This is a genomic window from Chitinophaga dinghuensis (assembly GCF_003259435.1).
GTDB classification, from domain to species: Bacteria; Bacteroidota; Bacteroidia; order Chitinophagales; family Chitinophagaceae; genus Chitinophaga; species Chitinophaga dinghuensis.
Genome location: NZ_QLMA01000001.1, coordinates 221,737 through 239,621, shown reverse-complemented (window position 1 = coordinate 239,621; position 17,885 = coordinate 221,737). Strand labels below are relative to the sequence as shown.

The following is a 17,885-nucleotide window of genomic DNA, read 5'->3' as shown; positions in this document are numbered from 1 at the left end:
TAAAATAAAGTGGGGAGTTCCGGTCAATATTAAATATAGCCTTCAGATATTTCCACGGAGCCACATGATAACCACACTATACAAATAATACACATATTAAAACATTAATTACGTCACAAATAGACTCTATTTTACGACGCAATTAACCATTAAACGTCATAAAAGACATAAAAATGAAGTATTTTTGAAAAAAAGAAGCGGATTTACGTCATATACTGTGATTTTTTTGTCGTAATGACGAATAATAAGTGTCAATATTCGAATTTGTAATCTTTTAAAATAATAGCGAAAGATGAGAAAAAAGAACCCCGAGATTAACCTTGAGCTTGAACAGATTCTTGTTACACTGGAAAAATTTCCAGAGGGAGCATCACTTACTGCTATTAAAGACCAATCTGCTCTGGATTTGAAAGATCGTACATTCCAACGCAGACTGGAACAGTTAAAGGATGAGGGGATCATTCATAAATCTGGTTCTACAAAATCTTCCCTTTATCGTCTAAGCAAATTCTCCATAAAAACATCCTCTGAGGCGCAGCTTCAAAGTAAAATCACTATTTCGCCAGAGAGTGAACATTTGTTGGAAATGCTATCCGTTCCTCTTTCGCGTCGACATCCAGTTGGGTATAACAGAGACTTCCTAACCTCTTATCGTCCTAATGTGGACAGTTATTTAACTAAAAGTGAGCAACAGAAACTCGCAGAGTTGGGGAAAACTGCCCGACTGGACCAACCGGCAGGCACGTACGCCAAAGAAATTCTTCAGCGGCTGTTGATCGATCTATCCTGGAATTCCAGTCGCCTGGAAGGTAATACTTATAGCCTCCTGGACACGCAGCAGCTGATCACACGAGGCAGAATTCCAGATAATAAATCAGCGATGGAAACACAAATGATACTCAATCATAAAGATGCGATTGAGTTCATCGTGGGTTCTGCCGATGAAATAGGATTTAACCGTTATTCCATTATTAGTTTGCATGCAATACTTTCACAGTATTTGCTCGCTGATCCCAGTGCCTCTGGCAGATTACGACAGTTTGGAGTAGGCATTTCAGACTCTGTATTTACCCCACTTGGCATACCTCAGCAAATTGAGGAAATGCTGGATATTTTGTTAGAAAAGGCATCCCAAATTGAAGATCCATTTGAACAAACATTTTTTGCAATGGTCCATCTTCCCTATTTACAACCATTTGATGATGTAAATAAAAGGGTGGCAAGGCTAGCAGCCAATATCCCACTAAATAAACATAATCTTGCTCCGCTCGCATTTGTGGATGTTCCTCAAAATCTGTTTATCAATGGGATGTTAGCCATTTATGAATTAAATAGAATAGAGCTACTAAAAGATGTGTTCATGTGGGCCTATGAACGATCCTCTGTTAGATATGCAGCATTACGTCAAACATTAGGAGAACCGGACCCTTTTCGATTAAAATACCGGGATAAAATCGGCGCCATCGTTTATGAAATTATCACGGATGTTATCCCTCCAGAAATAGCAGTAATGATCATCAATGAAAAAGCTCAAATCCTGCCTGCAGAAGACCGCTCACGATTCATCGAAGCTGTCGACACAGAACTGTTATCACTCCATGAAGGGAACTTTGCGCGGTTCCGGGTACGGCCTTCTGAATTTGAAAAATGGAGATCCGTCTGGAATAGATAATAAAAAAGGCATCCGGAGAACCGGACGCCTTTTCAAGTAAACCGTATATGCTGTATTAAACTGAGCTTTTTTGTAGCATTGCCTTTACGCTTTTACCGTGGCCAACAGGAATATCCACAAAGGAGAGGATATGCCCATTGTTATCGGTTATTTGTTGCGCTTTCAGGAGGGCATTACCTACCTTGATGGTTTTGTAATTTCCGACGAAAGTGGCGCGCCATAATACATCACGTTTTCCCTGATTCTTAAGAATGGTGAAGGAGGAAGTATGTTGTAGGGAGATGGTAGTCCCTAATAACTGTAAATCACTCAAGGAAGCGGTGGTGGTATTGCTTCCTCTGTATAGAGTGGTTATACGGTTATTATCCGCATCGGGGGTTATTCCCATTAGTCCACGTACAATTCCTTCCACCACACCAAAAGAAACCTCAGGATATTGTCTTCTTTCTGTAGCCGGGTTACTTAATAGCCGGATATAATCCAAAGCCTGCTGCCAATAGCCCTCCCGGAAGAGGATCACAGGCATATAGGACATTGTTTCCACATTCCATTTACTTTGCAGCAGATGTTCAACCGTCGCTTTTCTGCGTGCAGCATCCTGTAACGCATCAAACCAGAGTAAGAACATCTCTCCTTCTCCATTTCCAAACTTCCCTGCTCCAGTATAATAAGTGTAGTAGCGGTTTCCAGCCGCATTCCACCACTGCCCCTCCATCAATTGGCGATAATCTTCCGCTTTCTTTCGGTACACCGCCGCGGCAGCGGTATCGCCATTTTCCGCATGGATGAATGCATATGACAGCATACCGCGGTAAATCGTGGCCATCAGGTCTATGCCTACTTTCAGATCCCCCACATTTTCCACATAGGAAGCCAATCCCCTGCAACGATGGAAATAATCCTGTTCGTTGAAAGGTTCCGGCGCATTTGGATGTAAAGGCCTGGTCATTATGGACTCCGGCTGTAGCAACCATTTTCGTGTATACTCCTCCGTAGTTTTCCGGAAGAATGCCGTAAATGCAGGATCTGAGATATATGTTTTATCTCCCGTCCATTGATACAACTTCCAACAGGCGTAGATAATATCGAAATTCGCATTCAGGTTATACCAGAATTCCCTGTCATTCCGATAATCTTCAGGAGCAGGTTTTCCGTATTTATTAATCTCCCAATATGAGCACCAGTCCTTGCTTTCAGAGATGTTCCGAACAAAGGAAGACAACATATTTTTGTTCTCCTTATTCATTCCACAGATAGCGGCGCCAATAGTTTGATGGGCCACATCCCGCATACAGTAGGCATCGCGGGAAGGCAGGGCCGCCTCATACCAGGGGCCGGCAGGATCAGAGGGATTTCCCCGGTAATGGAGCGCCATCTTCACCGCCCAGTCGTATGACTGCTGCAATGTGGTATCATTGGTGACGAACTTCGCAGGTTCCTGGGCTTGCAGGAAAAATGGGGAAAATCCGACGATAAATAACAATAGCTTTCTCATCATCAACCTTTCTTTAAACGGAACATCACTACATCATGCGATTTTACGCTGGCATTGAAAACCTTCTCTGTGGTACCTTCATTCTTATGTGACCAGACATTATAGAGGGTATATCGGCCTTTATTATCCAGCGTATGATGGAAAATATTATCTACTACCGGCGTTTGTTGCCAGTTGAAGCTTACCTTTTTTTCTGTGCTGCCACGATTCAGGAAGCAAACTGCCCAATCCCCTTTCTGCAAGGGTTTAAACCAGATTTGCAGGCTATCCTTATCTGAGAATTTGAATCCCTGGATGCCCAGCGGGTCCTGGTCGATAGCAATAACATCTTTATTGGTGAGGATTTCCTTTGTCTGCGGTGTCATTTTACGGATATCGTTTCCGGCCATCAGCGGGGCCGCCATCATGGCCCATAAAGAGAAATGAGTTCTGTCTTCCGACAAAGTCATGCCGTTGCCTACTTCCAGCATATCCGGATCATTCCAATGGTCAGGGCCAGCATATCTGCGCAGCGTATCCTGTAAATCTGAGATACGCATTACGCTTAATGCATCCCAGGTACCATGACTGTGTACGGAGTCAAATACCTGCCAGATATCTTCTGTTGTTCTCCACAGTTGGCCAACTGGTTCTCCCCATTCCCAGGGTTTATTCACGCCCCACTCACATATACTGAAAATCATGGGATGTCCTGCTTTACGCAAGGCATTACTCATAGTGGTGTAAGCCTCTTTGGCATTGATGCCTTTGGTATTGCACCAGTCGTATTTCAGATAGTCAATATTCCAGGCGGCGTAGTTTCTGGCATCCTGGTATTCATATCCGCGGGTACCTGGATATTTGGCGCAAGTCAATGTACCGGCACAGTTATACATGCCAAATTTTAACCCTTTCGCATGTACGTAATCCACTACGGCGCGGAGTCCGTGGGGGAATTTTTTCGGATCAGGAACGAGGTTCCCCAAACTGTCTCTTTCCATAGCCATCCAGCCATCATCCAGTACGAGATAGTTATAACCGGCGTCTTTCATGCCTGTTTTCACCAGCTCATCGGCCATTTCCATGATCATCTTTTCGTTGATCTCGACCTGGAAGGTATTCCAGCTATTCCAACCCATTGGCGGAGTGGGCGCCAGTCCTTCAAATTTCTGTGCAGATGCGGTTTGGACGAAAGCCAGTGCCAGCATCCATATCATTAGTTTTTTCATATTGGTAGCAATTAATTGTATCCTGGATTTTGTAAGAGATTGGTTCTTCTGATTTCCTCTCTTGGAATGGGCAATAAATAATGTTGCGGGAGGAAGCGTCTGTCCTGCACTTTGATGTAGGAATAGGTTTTAGTACCATCTGTATTTTTGATGATCTTCATGCCACCTAATGGCTTATTCTCTGTATCGTCTGCAATTTTCCAGCGGCGTACATCATAGTAGCGATGTCCTTCCAGGCACAGCTCTACTTGTCTTTCGTTCTGTATTTTTTTCAGCAGATCTGGTCCGGTGAGGTTTCCTGGCAAATCATTGACGATACCTGCCCGATGACGCAATAAATCCAGGTAGTGGCGCGCTTCTGCTTCGTTTTTCAGTTGGTACTGCGCTTCTGCGTAGTTCAGGTATATTTCCGATAATCGGGCGATTATCCAGAACTTATTGGTTTGCGTCTCTACATTATAATTGTAAGTAGTATCCTGATATTTACGGAAGCTATAACGGGTAAGCGTGGCATTCCAGGTGTCCCAGCCTTGCTGCGAATCCAGACCACCTTCATACATTTCCGCCACGTTACTGTGACCGGCGGTGTATCTGTCTTTGAAGAATTCCGGACGACCATAAGGACGGCCATCACAAATGATGTCGCTGTAAAAACGGTTATCCCTGTTTGCATAAGGATGTTGTGGATCATAACCGGAAGTAGGATCTGTGATATCTTTTCCGTCGGCAGTACCGAAAGCATCCACCAAGTTCTGACTGGGCGCAAATGAAGACCAGCCGTGATAACCATTTGGGGCCAGGAACATTTCAACTCCCTGGAAAGCATCCCAGAGATATTGTTTGCTGCCCGCTCTTGTCATAATGAGTTCGGAATTGCGGGTCGTAAACAGATCTGCATAATTCCCTGTATACAATTGATAGCCCGGCATATCAATAATTGCTTTGGCGGCATCAGCAGCCAACTGCCATTTTTTGGAATCATTCGTGGTATTCCATAATGGACTGGCAGCATACAACAATACTCTGGATTTCAAGGCCAGCGCGGCTGCTTTGGTGGCACGCCCCAGTTCTCCTGCTGAATTAGGGTAGCTGTCTGGTAAAACGGCGGCGGCGGCATCGCATTCTCCCACAATAAATGTTACACAGTCCTCAAAGGAGCTGCGCTGCATATCAAACTTACTGTTGAGGTCAAATGGCTTGGTAACCAAAGGTACTCCCCCATAGTCGCTGATTAGTTTAAAGTAAGCATAAGCGCGCAGATAGGTGATCTCTGCTTTGAGGCGATTTCTTCGGGTAGCGTCGCCGGGAACATTATCAATTTTAGAAAGGAAAGTATTACAGTCCTGTATTCTCTTATAGGTTTCCGGCCAGATATCAAAGTTATTCAGGTTATCCGGCGTCAGCGATCCGGAATTCATGATGGAGGCATTATAGTCATCAAACCTATTATAGGCTTCATCACAGGCGGAAGACAATGCCCAGGAACGATTGGTCAGTTTATCCCAATAGTGGCCTGGGTTTGGCAGGATGGTATATTGAAAATCAGCGAAGGCCTCTGCCAGATTCAGGTCTTTCCACACTGACTGATCAGAATATGAATCCAGCGGCATTTTATTCAGTACATCTTTCTGACAAGCCATCAAACTACAGGCAGCCAGTAATGCCACTCCTAAATTCCTATATAAACTTTTCACGATTAGTAGATTTAAGCGTACACAAATAATATGGAACTACAGCCCAATGCTAATTCCAGCGCGATAAACTCTTGTTTGCGGATAACTGATTCCAGTCACGTTATCTGTTTCCGGATCACGGTTAAACTTCCTCATATGGTCAATAGAGAAGAGGTTGAACCCACTCACGAACACGCGTATATTTTCAATTCCGATGCGGCCATACACGCTTTTAGGAATCATATAAGACAGTTGTGCAGATTTCAATCTGATGAAAGAAGCGTCCATCAGCCAGAAGTCGGCATACACGGAATTACGCGGATCTTTTGAGTTGAAGGCGCGTGGATAAACCGCATCCGGGTTATCAGGCGTCCATCTGTCGTTGTACAACCATTGTGGCGGCGCTACAATCGAACCTTGCATTTGAGGCAGGATCAGTTGTTTAGCCATTGTCTGACCAGCCCAGACCAGATCTAAAGACAATCCTTTGTAACTGGCGCCCATAGTAACACCGAATACCACTTGTGGATAGGCAGATTCAGGAATGCGTACCTGATCATCTGAAGTAATATTACCATCGCCATTTTTATCCACAATCCATAAATCGCCTGGCGCAGCGCCTGCCATATGTGGCGAACTAGCTACTTCTTCTTTGGTGCGGTAAATTCCTTTTGTTTGATAAACCAGCCAGGAGCCGATAGGCAGACCAGTTGTTTTTTGATAATCAGGGATATTCGGCGCTTCATCTTTGAAGATTACTTTACTCTTCGCATAGGTAAAATTCACGCCCACATTATATTTCACATCCCGTAAACTACTGCTGTAGTTCACAATAAAGTCGAATCCTCTGTTCAGCGTTCTGCCGATATTTTCATCTGGCAGCGTCATACCGGAATAGTATGGAACGGAAGCGTTTCTTGGCGCCAGGATATCTTTCCTGAGGTTACGGAAATAATCAGCCGTAACGCTTAATTTGTTATTCAGGAAAACAGCGTCCAGACCAAAGTTTCTCGTGTCTTGCTTTTCCCAGGTAATATCAATATTTGGAACAGAAGCGAGATAAAGCGCAGTAGCTTCAGAATAGTTGGGGCCGAAGTAGGTGTAATATTCTTTAGGAGCGCTCCAGTAATCTGATGACATATTGCTTACGAGAGAATATCTGGCGAGATACAGGTATTTCGCTACCGCGTCACTTCCCATAATCCCCCAGGATGCCCGTAATTTCAGGTTATCCACAAAGTGAATGTTCTCTCTGAAGAAATTCTCTTCGGAGATACGCCAGCCCAGAGAAGCGGAAGGGAACATACCCCATTGTTTACCTTTCGGAAAATTGAAGGAGCCATTGTAACGACCTACGATTTCTGCGAGATATTTATCGGCATAGGAATAGGATAATCTACCGAGATAACTTTCTCTCCCGTCTTGTGTAGCGCTACCAGTACCGATTTGATCGACTGCGCTTCCGGCAAACAGTTGGTCCAGCTGATCGCTCACCAGGTTCTTGCGGGATGCGAGGGTACGCTTAAAGGTAGAAGTAGTTTGTTCATAACCGAGGAAAGCATTGATGGTATGTTTTCCAAATGATCTGTCGAATGCTACTTTGTAGAAGTAGGTATTTTCATTGTAGATTCTTTCGTCTTGTGTAAGGCTTAGAATGGCAGTGCTACTACGTTGGTTATTGTAAGTATTGGTATTAAGGCTGAAAGAATAAGCATCCCAAGGGCGGGTAAAAATCTTTTCACTGCGGAGGCGGTAATCAAAAGCCATGTAACCGCTTACAGAGAGACCTTTGAGGACAGCAGGTAACTGCCAGTCGAATCCCACTTTAGGTTGTACGAAAAGGTCTGTTACATTATCGTATCCGGTTTGTGAAGATGTCATCAGATAAGGATTCCGCCCGTTGGCTATACCTGCTGAAGGAAGGCCGTTTGTCCAGTGCACCGGAATAAACGGATACATACTTACGGTTTCATGCAGGATGCTGTTGGCAGAAATAGCGGGGTATTGCCTTTCTTCTTTTCTGGCAGCGATATCAAAGGTTAGTTTCAGGTTTTTAGAAACGCTTGCATCGATATTGGAGCGCAGGTTATAGTTTTTGAAATTCTCGTCGCTGTTGGCCCAGTTGCTTTGCTGGGAGAGGTATTGGCCGGAGATAAAGAATTTCACTGCTTCCGAACCTCCGCGTACGGAGAGGCTATGATTGGTTTGTGGCGCATTTTTTCTGAATACGGCTTTCTGCCAGTCAGTGCTGGTATAATTGGGATCATTACCTGCTTTGTACTTATCGATGTCTGCCTGTGTATAAGGCAAAGTGCTGCCATTATAGCCATTCAGTTCATTATAGTAAGTCATGTATTGCCAGGAGTTTACGCGATGTTCCATCCTGGTAAGTTGTTGCAGGGCATATGATCCTTCATAGGAAATTTGTGGTTTACCTGCCTTTCCTCTTTTGGTGGTAACGAGGATGGCGCCATTCGCGGAACGAACGCCATAGATAGCTGCAGAAGCATCTTTCAGCACGGTAACGCTTTCGATATCATTGGGATTCAGGCGGTCTATATTTCTGTCTGGAATACCGTCAATCAGTATGAGCGGGTCTACGCCACCACTGAAGGAGTTGAATCCTCTGATGTATAAGGACGAGTTATCGTCTCCGGGGCGGCCCGAGCGATTGTTGGCGATTACGCCGGGTATATGTCCTGCGAAGGCATTGGATACGTTGGCAGAGGGAACTTTGGCCATCTCCTCTCCTTTCATCATCGCTACAGATCCTGTCAGGGTGGATTTCTTTTGCGTGCCATAGCCTACTACCACCACTTCCTGCTGCTGTGCCACCAGACGTTTCATTACTACAGTAACGTACTGACTTTTACCGATGAGCACTTCTTGTTTTTCCATACCCATGAATGACAGTACCAGTACGCCGGAAGCGTTGTCTGGAGCGCTGATCTGGAACTCGCCGTTGTCCTTGGAGACCGTGCCAGTAGCGGTTCCTTTTACTTGAATGGTGACGCCGATTAAGGGGTCGCCTTTTTCATCGGTAACTCTACCGCGTATAGTCACGGTGGGCTGTATCGGTTTCTCGGACACCATATTCGTATGGTTTTCCGGTTTCCTGACAATGATGGTTTTGTCTATAATTTCATAGGTAACAGGTTGATGACGGAAACATAGTTTCAGTACTTCTTCCACCTGTACGTTGTTTACTTCAATATCTACTTTATCTGCGTTTTGCAGGAGATGATCGTTGTAAACGAAGTTGTATCCGCCTTGTCTGCTGATTTCTTTGAAAACAGTTTTAAGCGGTACATTTTTCAGAGAGAGCGTAATGGTTTGGGCATTCGTGGCGGCGCTTCCCTGGATCACGAATACTAAAAGCAGAATGGTTACCAGCTTCATGGTTAATTTAATTTGGGCGAAAAGTCCCGATGGTGCTAGCGGGCGCTGATCGCCACCTCTTTTCATAAAAGTGGAATCACAAAAAACATTTTGCATATTTTTGTTAAGGTTTGGATGTAAACAATTGGCAGTCCTGAATCGATTGTATAACTGTATTGATCCAACTTTTCACCGGGAAGTGCCGCGAACACTTTCCGGTTTTTTGTTGCATCAAGGTTGTCCTAAGTATGTATGGTATTATTTTCTGACTATAATTTTCTTTTCTTTCATTTCAAAATGAGCGCCACCGCTGATTTCCATGAATTTCAACAGTTTTGACAACGGTACGTTCCTGGAAATTTCCATGGTATAGGAATCTTTGATATTATCCTCAAAAACGACTTCTACATCGTACCATCTGCTGATCTGGCGCATGATACCCTGAATATCCATTTCATTATAGGAGAAGCGGCCATTTTTCCAGGCCATGAGCGCCTCTATATCCACATGATCTCTGATGGCGATGTGCTCTTTTACACTCGCCTGCTGACCAGGTTTAATAATGGCTTCTTTACCCTTATGCGCTACCAGTACGCTTCCTTCCAGCAAGGTGGTATTCACTGCAGGTTCGTCGTTATAGGCGTTGATATTAAAATGCGTTCCCAGTACTTTTACCACTACGCCTGATACAGTTACGAGGAAAGGCTTCGCAGGATTTTGTGTCACTTCGAAATAGGCTTCTCCTGTCAGTTCCACTTTGCGTTCGGCGCCTGTAAAACTGGTAGGAAAGCGGATGGAAGACGCCGCATTGAGCCATACATGACTCCCATCCGGTAGCATCACCTGAAACTGGCCACCACGTGGAGTTGCCACCGTATTGAATACGGTGGCTGTGGAATTCTGCAATTGTGGGTCATAGGCGATTTCGCCATTCTTTTGTTTGAGGACATTCACGCCATTTTGTTGGGCAAGTATTCCTTGCGTAGCACTATCCAGTTCTACTTTACTGCCATCTGCCAGTGTCAGGATAGCTTTGTTGCCTCCTGGCGGATGATCGTAGCGGAGTCGTGTATCCGTTGACGTGATTAACTCCGCTGTATGTCTGTTAAAAAGGAACCGATAGGATGCCGTGATGGTCAACAGCAATACAGCTGCAGCGGCCACCGCTTTCCAGTTAGTGAAGCTCTTCCGCATAGGCACCACTTTCGTCTTTTCCTCTTGCAGGGCGGCCTGTTGCAGGATAGACTGGAAAATCCGGTTTTTGTCTTCCGGATCGGTCATCTGCGTATAGGCATTTCCGTAAAGCGCCTGGTCGAGCGACTGTAACAATACTTCCGGATGGTCTTCTTTACGCAGCATTTCCAGTAGTTCAGACAATTCCGATGGAGGCAGTTTGTCCTCCAGGTATTGTTGCCATAAATCCTTCAGTTGTGTATGATCCATTATAAGTGTAAAAAAGACGTTTATATGTTTACAATAATAAAGACACTTAAAAAATGGGGAGGTATGAGTGGGGAGACAAATTTTTTTTTAACGGCCGTGCACCATGCAAAAATAGAAGAGGAGTAAAAGTTCCAGGGTGGCGTGATGACGGAGATACCCTCGGATAACATGCAGGGCCTTATTCATATGACTTTTCACCGTATGAACGGATATATGAAGGGAATGGGCAATTTCTTCCTGGCTAAGGCCCTGGTGGCGACTTAACCTATAGATAGTGCGTTGTTGGGGAGGTAGTTGTTCTACGGCTTTATCGACGAGCTTTTCCAGTTCTGAGCATAGGAGTCGTTTGTCGGGTGTATCCGTAGCCAATGTAGTTGCTTCTACATAATCCAGGAGATGGTCAGTGAAGGATTCTACTTTTATGTTGCGTCGGAATTCGTTGTAGATATGATTACGGGCGATGGTAAACAGGTAACCTTCAAATTTTTCCACTGCTGCCAGCTTCTCCCGTTTGACCCAAATTCTTACAAATATATCCTGGGCCATTTCTTCGGCCAGATCCGGCGATTTGGTGAGGGCCATCGCTACCCCATAAACAGTATCCCAATAGCCATCAAAGATTTGCCTGAAGGCAGATTCATCTCCCTCCGCTACTCTTTTCAGCACTTCTGCTTCATTGTATATTAGGACAGTTGGCAATTTAGACCCGTAGATTTTAGTATCCGCACAGGTTACTCCTGGCAAAGCGATTGTTTATTCTGGTTGTATTATCAGCCAAGGTATAAAATTTAGCGTAATTCAGAAGGTTCATAGAGAAATAAAAATCGGAAAAGAAAAGAGAAAGGCTGGCGGATATAGCCAGCCTTTGATGTGGTTTTATGCTCTCGCGAAATAGCGCTTGATCAGGTCCAGGTTTCGCTGCATGATTTCCCGGTTATCACCTACAAAAAGGTTGATTTGCTTACCGTTTTTCTCCACTAAACGGATATAAACGGATTCATTACTACCGTAAGGTTGGTCATCTTCATCCAAACCAGCCCGCGTGGCTACTACTTTAAGTATGAAACTGTCAATTTCCCCGAAAGAAAATTCTTTGTTTACTTTCTTCAGGAGACTACTTTTCACCAACCCTGCCTGTTGTTGCTGTTTATCCATACTCAGCACAGTGGTATCTATAAACAGGTAGCCTATTCCTGCTCCCAGAGAAATAATGCCACCCAACCAGAGAAGTGGTTCAATACCTTTTATCAGGAAAAGTAAGAGCATTCCAATTCCCGTAACAATTAATGTCAGGAGGACCACTCTGGCGGTCAAATTGTTATTGTGCAGTATCAGGGTGTTATTATCCTGTTGTAATATTTTCATGTAAATAATTTTATTCGTTTAATTAGCTCCTCCGGCAGCGATCACATTCCCTCCACCTGCGGCGATCACATTTCCTCCTCCCGCAGCAATTACATTGGCGCCACCTGCCGCAATAACGGCCGCTGTAGCCTGTGGACTGAAAGTATAGGTACTGATACCATTTTGATTTATACGGTCCTGGATACCAGCCACCGTAGCCGTATTCTTTCCTTTATTCTTCCAGGTGGTATGGAAGGCCACCAGTTGCGCAAAAGAGTAGGTTCGCTGATTCATCCAGTATTGTAATTCAGCAGCATCGGGAGCACGGTTAAATACCCTGTAATAGGATTGCTGGATGACCAATGATTTTGATTTGCCGCTGCTATTCAGGTTGTTGATCTGAGTATTGAAGATTTCAGCATATGTTTTGGATTGTTTAGTCCAGTAGCTGATATCTTCGCCGGAGGGGCCCCAGCCAAAAGCATCCATATAAGCTCTGTTGATGGTACTCACTTTTTCATTGTTATCTCTGCTCAGATGCCCTCTGTGCATTTCAACCATTTGTTGAATGGTATAGCTACCTCCTCTGCGCCATTCATTCAGTTCGCGGTTATCTGCAAAGCGGCCAAATGCAATGAAATAGCTACTGTTAATGATTTCATCTTTGGATTGAGCTATAGCGGCTGAAGTAAATGCCGAGAATAACAATAATAACAGTGTAAGTGCTCCAGGTTTCTTCATATATTTAATTTTGTTCAAACAAAACTAAAGCGGCCCTGATTCAGGGGAAATACCGACAAGTCGGTATTTCTATATAGAGCGATACCTGTATTTTGTAACTTTTATCAACCTACAACCAAAGATGGGAGCCTGGTTTTTCCGGAGAGATCGTCATCTTACTATCATTATCCTAATATTCATTGCGGTAGTTTTTCCGCCTATGCCGCTGTGGGCACAGGTCCTGGACGTGTGCCCATCTGGTTCCGGGATCAGTGTAAGTAATATGAGTTTTTTAAAGGAAGAACAATCTCTCCCTCTTTCCACCGTTCCTGCACTGTTTCATACTGGCCAATTCCAGGAAACAGATCGGAATTATGTCAATTTTGGAAGCACCTATCATCGTTACTGGATGCATTTTTCCTTAACAGGAAGTGATACAGACCAACAACTGATGCTGGAATTCAATAATCCACAATTATACCGGTTACAGCTATACGTAGGAGAAAAAGACAGCTTGTCTATGCTATATAATACCGGCAGTGATTTTCCTTTTGCTCAAAGGCCCTTTTTGTATGGGAATTTTGTGTTTCCGTTGCATGTAAAGGCTGGAGAAAAAACGGATTATTTTGTACTGCTGGACCGGCGGCAGGAAATTCTGAAATTCACGCTGAACATCTATGAGCGTCAGTATTTTATGCAGCAATACAATCGTCATTACTGGCAATACGGTTGTTTCACCGGAATTGTCCTGTTTATCATACTGTTCAGTGTCTTTCTCTCCATTACATTGCATGCAAAAATTCACCTGTGGTACACGTTGTATATCTTGTTGATGCTGATGTTTGTGTTGGCAGATACAGGTCTGGGTTATGAGTTTTTATGGGGGCAGTTCCCTATCTTAAATAAACATGCCAAAACCCTGCTTGGCATGGTGGCTTTTCCAGTACAATTGCAGTTTATGCAACTGTTTATCTCCCAGCAAAAAGGCAGCCTACTCTTTAAGTTAATTCGCCTGAATAAGGCCTTGTTTATGTTCCTGATAGTGGGATTTCTCATCATGATCTGGCGGGCCTGGGTATTACCTGTACCGGCTATGATGTTTTTCCGTATATGCTTCTACGTAGCGTATGTCACGGGAATTTTGCTGGTATTCTTAAGTTTGGCGGAAAAGATCAGGCAAGGCAACCGGGTAGCCCTGATTTACCTTGCGGCAGTGATGATGATCCTGGTGCAGGTGGTCATTGTGATGATGATCCGCTGGCATTTGTTGGATATGACAATTGATACTTCTGCGACGATGGCATGTTGCGTATTGGCAGAAATCATTCTTTTGACACTGGGATTAACCTTCCGTTATAATTATTACAAGAAGGAAAAAAACAAACTGGAACTGGCCTTGGCTAACCAACAGAATGCTTTGCTGCAAAGGGTGGTAGAAGCAGTCGAGGAGGAAAAACGGCGTATAGCAGAAGATCTGCATGATGGATTGGGAGGCACCCTGGCAGTGATAAAGGGTATGGTTACTGGTATGGATAGTTCACCAGCGCGGGCTCCAGGCGCATTGGCAGCGGATGCAGCTCAACTACTGGATCAGGCCTGTATGGATCTTCGGTTTATAGCACATGACCTGATGCCGGCTGCCTTTCATGCTACCAGTTTAGGTAAAGCCCTGGAAGAAGCGGTACATAAGGCCGATTTAGTATCTGCTGAAATCCAGTTTACGTATATACAGAGTGGAACGGCTTTTACCCTGGATCAGAAAACAGCGTTATGTATTTACCGTATGTTACTGGAAATGTTGCATAATATACGAAAGCATGCACGCGCCACACAGGCTATTGTACAGCTAACCTATTTTCCACAATCAGTGCAGTTACTGGTGGAAGACAATGGTTGTGGCATCGCATCAACGGTGATCGAAGAACAGGGCATTGGATTGAAAAATCTGTATTCCAGAGCAGAATACATTAATTCAAAAATACATATTGATTCAGGCAGAAATGGGACGACCATTATCTGTGATATTCCTTACAATAAAGATCGGTGAGATGATATGCAGATTAATAATTGCAGATGATCATGTACTGTTTAATGATGCCATCAAGACGATGTTGGAGCAGGAGCAAGGCATAGAGGTGGTTGGTCAGGTATTTTCCGGAGAAAAGGTATTGGCAGCAGTGAAGAGAGAAGAGCCGGATTTAATTTTGCTTGATATCAAGATGCCGGGTATGACAGGTATCGAGGTTGCCGGCGCAATCAGGGACTGTTACCCCGGGATCAGGATCATGATATTATCTATGTATGACGACAAACGATTCGTCCAGGAATGCAAAAAGTATAACGTTCACGGTTATATGTTAAAAAATGCTTCCCGGGAGGAGTTGGTAAATGGGATATGGACGGTGATGGAAGGGCGGCCATATTATGCGGCAGGGTTGGGAGAAAAGGTAAATATCCACCAACAGGATGATTTTATCAGGCGATATAATCTGACGAAAAGAGAATTGGAGATTATCCGTTTGGTAAAGGAGAACTATACCGCCCAGGATATTGCAGACAGGTTATTTCTGAGTGTGTATACGGTAGAAACCCATCGTCGGAACATTAATTTGAAACTGGGGATAAAAAACACGCTGGCTTTGGTAAAATTTGCGGAAGACAATGAGATCTAACGGCATTGACCTGCACAGCCGCAAATCCATTTCTGGGAATTTGCGGCTTGGGAAGGGTTTTCCGGCAGGTTGTTTTGAGGGATAAAACGTCAGTGGATGTAATTCCTGGTTGAATTATAAAAATCTTTTCTTGTGTGCTACTCCTTGCTCTAACCTATTTATTATCTGTTGTTTGAACATTCTGACCAGGCTATCAAATCCAGCGGCTAACATACAGAGTGCTCTCGACAAATAAAAAATTTCTGAATTGTTACTTTTTCTTATTTTGGTTACAAAGCACGAAAGAATTTAGGACCCGTGAAATATTATTCGACCAATGTCAGTATCCGCTAGACATAACGTTGCTACTACAGAAGTGAAAAAGAGGAATAGCCTGACGCAATGGATGGCATCAGGAGCATTTGAAAAGTTCTATACGCCGAAGGTTCGTATAGTCGCCCACGCATGTATATGGATAATACTATATATATTGCATGTTCTATTGGTGAAGAGTAACTATGGAGAGTCTTTGCCAGTCTGCCTATTATTTGCCTTCAGGAATGTGCTGTTTATAGCATTCAGTTTTTATTTCCTGATGTATCTGGTTATTCCCAGGTGGATTTTAAAGGGGCAGTTTATATTGGGGATAATCGGGCTGTTTATGCCATTGGTAGTGTATTCATTGAGTAGTTACTACGTAAATGTGATAGTTTTGAAGTATCTTACCATTCATAATCCATATGTTAGTTATCAGAGTAGGCAGATTGTCAGCGAAGGAGCCTTTACCCAGGCTGCTATGCTTCATATGATTAGAAGCAGCTGGGCAGTACTGACTGCGATTTTACCTTGTATTGTAGCAAAGTTGGGCTTGGATTTCCTACGGAATATTACCCGTATTCTGCGTCTGGAGAAGGACCAGTTAGATATGGAACTAAATTTTTTAAAAGCACAGCTAAACCCGCATTTTCTATTCAATACATTGAACAACATATATATGTTATCCTTAAAAGGGGCAGAGCAGGCGCCGGATTTGATTCTGCATCTCTCTGAAATGATGCGGTATACGTTATATGAATCAGATACAGCAAAGGTGGATTTGCAGCATGAAGTAGCATTTATGCAGAATTATACAGAGTTGGAACGGGTGCGTTATGGCGCCAAGGCGAATATTGTTTTTGATTACAATGAGGAAGAAATTACGGATCAGCAAATAAGTCCGTTATTGATGTTCCCATTTCTTGAAAATGCATTTAAATACGGCCATATAGCCCAGGACGGTAAATGTCATGTAATTATTAATATTTATGCCAACGGCCAACAGGTGACGATGAGCGTTAGTAATAGTAAGAATGAAACATCCAACCAGCCCAAAGAACTGGGCGGCATTGGTCAGGCCAATTCCAGGAAGCGACTGGAGCTGCTTTATCCGGGAAAATATACCCTTGATATCAGGGATGAGGGAGATATTTATTCCGTAACACTTTCAATAAATCTTAATTAAAATCGAATAATGGAGCAGCAGATCAGATGCCTGATAGTAGACGACGAGCCATTTGCCAGGGAATTAATGACAACTTACATTGCCAAAGTACCGCAATTGGAGGTGGTTGGGGTATGCGAAAACGCATTTGAAGCTATCGCTATTCTGCAAGAGCAACCCATTGACCTGTTATTTTCCGATATCCGGATGCCGAATATCAATGGTGTGGAAATGATTCGCTCATTACCCAATATTCCAATGGTCATCTTCACTACTGCCAGTCCTGATTATGCCGTAGAAGGCTTTGAACTGGATGTAGTGGATTATCTGATGAAACCATTTGGTTTTGACCGCCTGTTGAAAGCAATCAACAAGGCTAAAATTATCTTGCAACAACGACGTCAGTCACAAGCGCCTCCTTCAAAGGAAAAGCCTACCAATACCTTCATGTTCGTAAAGGATGGACAGAAACTCAGTAAAGTAGTGTTTGAAGACATCTATTACGTAGAAGGCATGAAAGATTATATCAAAATTGTTACCCTCCATGAAACCCACATTGTTTACCAACGCATGAAACATATGGAGGAAATCCTACCTGATAAACAATTTATCCGGGTACATAAATCCTACATAGTACGACTAAACGCAATTAAAAACATACTGGGCAACACTGCAGAATTACTAAATAATCACACTATTATCATTTCGAAACAGTACAAAGCCGAACTCAACCGCAGACTAGGTATAGCAACGGACCATCAGGAAGAAGAGTAACCCAATAGCACCTTTCCAAATTCGGGATAAAGTTATGTTTGTCGTGT

Annotated in this window: 13 protein-coding genes; 5 read left to right on the top strand and 8 right to left on the bottom strand. The window is 43.7% G+C overall.

The window, feature by feature from the left end; all coding sequences use genetic code 11:
• Window positions 1–292: 292 nt before the first annotated feature.
• Complete coding sequence (locus CLV59_RS00850; protein ID WP_111590115.1) at window positions 293–1,672, top strand: Fic family protein; 1,380 nt, start codon at window positions 293–295, stop codon at window positions 1,670–1,672.
• Between the two features lie 55 nt (window positions 1,673–1,727).
• Here the strand turns inward: CLV59_RS00850 and CLV59_RS00845 are convergent, their stop codons facing one another.
• From CLV59_RS00845 to CLV59_RS00810, 8 genes are all read right to left on the bottom strand, one after another.
• The gene (locus tag CLV59_RS00845; RefSeq protein WP_111590114.1) at window positions 1,728–3,170 is read right to left on the bottom strand and encodes a hypothetical protein; all 1,443 of its coding nucleotides are present in this window, start codon (window positions 3,168–3,170) and stop codon (window positions 1,728–1,730) included.
• On the bottom strand, window positions 3,170–4,375 hold the full coding sequence (locus CLV59_RS00840; RefSeq protein ID WP_111590113.1) for a glycoside hydrolase family 27 protein: 1,206 nt from the start codon (window positions 4,373–4,375) through the stop codon (window positions 3,170–3,172). Before CLV59_RS00840 ends, CLV59_RS00845 begins: the two co-directional genes overlap by 1 nt.
• Before the next feature lie 11 nt (window positions 4,376–4,386).
• A complete protein-coding gene (locus tag CLV59_RS00835) occupies window positions 4,387–6,069 on the bottom strand; it encodes a RagB/SusD family nutrient uptake outer membrane protein (RefSeq protein ID WP_146616100.1) in 1,683 nt (560 codons plus the stop codon).
• 36 nt (window positions 6,070–6,105) lie between these two features.
• A complete protein-coding gene (locus CLV59_RS00830; RefSeq protein WP_170137611.1) occupies window positions 6,106–9,447 on the bottom strand; it encodes a TonB-dependent receptor in 3,342 nt (1,113 codons plus the stop codon).
• A 237-nt stretch (window positions 9,448–9,684) separates the two neighbouring features.
• Window positions 9,685–10,869 carry a FecR family protein gene (locus tag CLV59_RS00825; protein WP_111590110.1) on the bottom strand — a complete coding sequence of 395 codons (1,185 nt, stop codon included), beginning with the start codon at window positions 10,867–10,869 and terminating at the stop codon, window positions 9,685–9,687.
• 87 nt (window positions 10,870–10,956) lie between these two features.
• A complete protein-coding gene (locus tag CLV59_RS00820; RefSeq protein WP_170137610.1) occupies window positions 10,957–11,568 on the bottom strand; it encodes an RNA polymerase sigma factor in 612 nt (203 codons plus the stop codon).
• A 177-nt stretch (window positions 11,569–11,745) separates the two neighbouring features.
• On the bottom strand, window positions 11,746–12,234 hold the full coding sequence (locus tag CLV59_RS00815) for a hypothetical protein (protein WP_111590108.1): 489 nt from the start codon (window positions 12,232–12,234) through the stop codon (window positions 11,746–11,748).
• Window positions 12,235–12,252: 18 nt separating this feature from the next.
• Window positions 12,253–12,954 (bottom strand): hypothetical protein, encoded by a 702-nt coding sequence (locus CLV59_RS00810; protein WP_111590107.1) that lies wholly within the window; start codon window positions 12,952–12,954, stop codon window positions 12,253–12,255.
• A 121-nt stretch (window positions 12,955–13,075) separates the two neighbouring features.
• On the opposite strand from CLV59_RS00810, the gene CLV59_RS00805 reads away from it, so the two are divergent.
• The 4 genes from CLV59_RS00805 (at window position 13,076) to CLV59_RS00790 (ending at window position 17,838) form a co-directional block, all read left to right on the top strand.
• On the top strand, window positions 13,076–14,980 hold the full coding sequence (locus tag CLV59_RS00805) for a sensor histidine kinase (protein WP_111590106.1): 1,905 nt from the start codon (window positions 13,076–13,078) through the stop codon (window positions 14,978–14,980).
• A 1-nt stretch (window position 14,981) separates the two neighbouring features.
• Window positions 14,982–15,605, top strand: coding sequence for a response regulator transcription factor (locus tag CLV59_RS00800; RefSeq protein WP_111590105.1), 624 nt, complete (start codon window positions 14,982–14,984; stop codon window positions 15,603–15,605).
• Between the two features lie 316 nt (window positions 15,606–15,921).
• Window positions 15,922–17,085 carry a sensor histidine kinase gene (locus CLV59_RS00795; protein ID WP_111590104.1) on the top strand — a complete coding sequence of 388 codons (1,164 nt, stop codon included), beginning with the start codon at window positions 15,922–15,924 and terminating at the stop codon, window positions 17,083–17,085.
• Between the two features lie 9 nt (window positions 17,086–17,094).
• Entirely contained in the window at window positions 17,095–17,838 is a 744-nt protein-coding gene (locus CLV59_RS00790) for a LytR/AlgR family response regulator transcription factor (RefSeq protein WP_111590103.1), read from the top strand.
• The last annotated feature ends 47 nt before the right edge of the window (window positions 17,839–17,885 follow it).

Bases quoted from the DNA above. Each gene is read 5' to 3' on its own strand.
- CLV59_RS00850 (WP_111590115.1), top strand. From the start codon at position 293: ATGAGAAAAAAGAACCCCGAGATTAACCTTGAGCTTGAACAGATTCTT.
- CLV59_RS00845 (WP_111590114.1), bottom strand. From the start codon at position 3,170: ATGATGAGAAAGCTATTGTTATTTATCGTCGGATTTTCCCCATTTTTC.
- CLV59_RS00840 (WP_111590113.1), bottom strand. From the start codon at position 4,375: ATGAAAAAACTAATGATATGGATGCTGGCACTGGCTTTCGTCCAAACC.
- CLV59_RS00830 (WP_170137611.1), bottom strand. From the start codon at position 9,447: ATGAAGCTGGTAACCATTCTGCTTTTAGTATTCGTGATCCAGGGAAGC.
- CLV59_RS00825 (WP_111590110.1), bottom strand. From the start codon at position 10,869: ATGGATCATACACAACTGAAGGATTTATGGCAACAATACCTGGAGGAC.
- CLV59_RS00815 (WP_111590108.1), bottom strand. From the start codon at position 12,234: ATGAAAATATTACAACAGGATAATAACACCCTGATACTGCACAATAAC.
- CLV59_RS00810 (WP_111590107.1), bottom strand. From the start codon at position 12,954: ATGAAGAAACCTGGAGCACTTACACTGTTATTATTGTTATTCTCGGCA.
- CLV59_RS00805 (WP_111590106.1), top strand. From the start codon at position 13,076: ATGGGAGCCTGGTTTTTCCGGAGAGATCGTCATCTTACTATCATTATC.
- CLV59_RS00800 (WP_111590105.1), top strand. From the start codon at position 14,982: ATGATATGCAGATTAATAATTGCAGATGATCATGTACTGTTTAATGAT.
- CLV59_RS00795 (WP_111590104.1), top strand. From the start codon at position 15,922: ATGTCAGTATCCGCTAGACATAACGTTGCTACTACAGAAGTGAAAAAG.
- CLV59_RS00790 (WP_111590103.1), top strand. From the start codon at position 17,095: ATGGAGCAGCAGATCAGATGCCTGATAGTAGACGACGAGCCATTTGCC.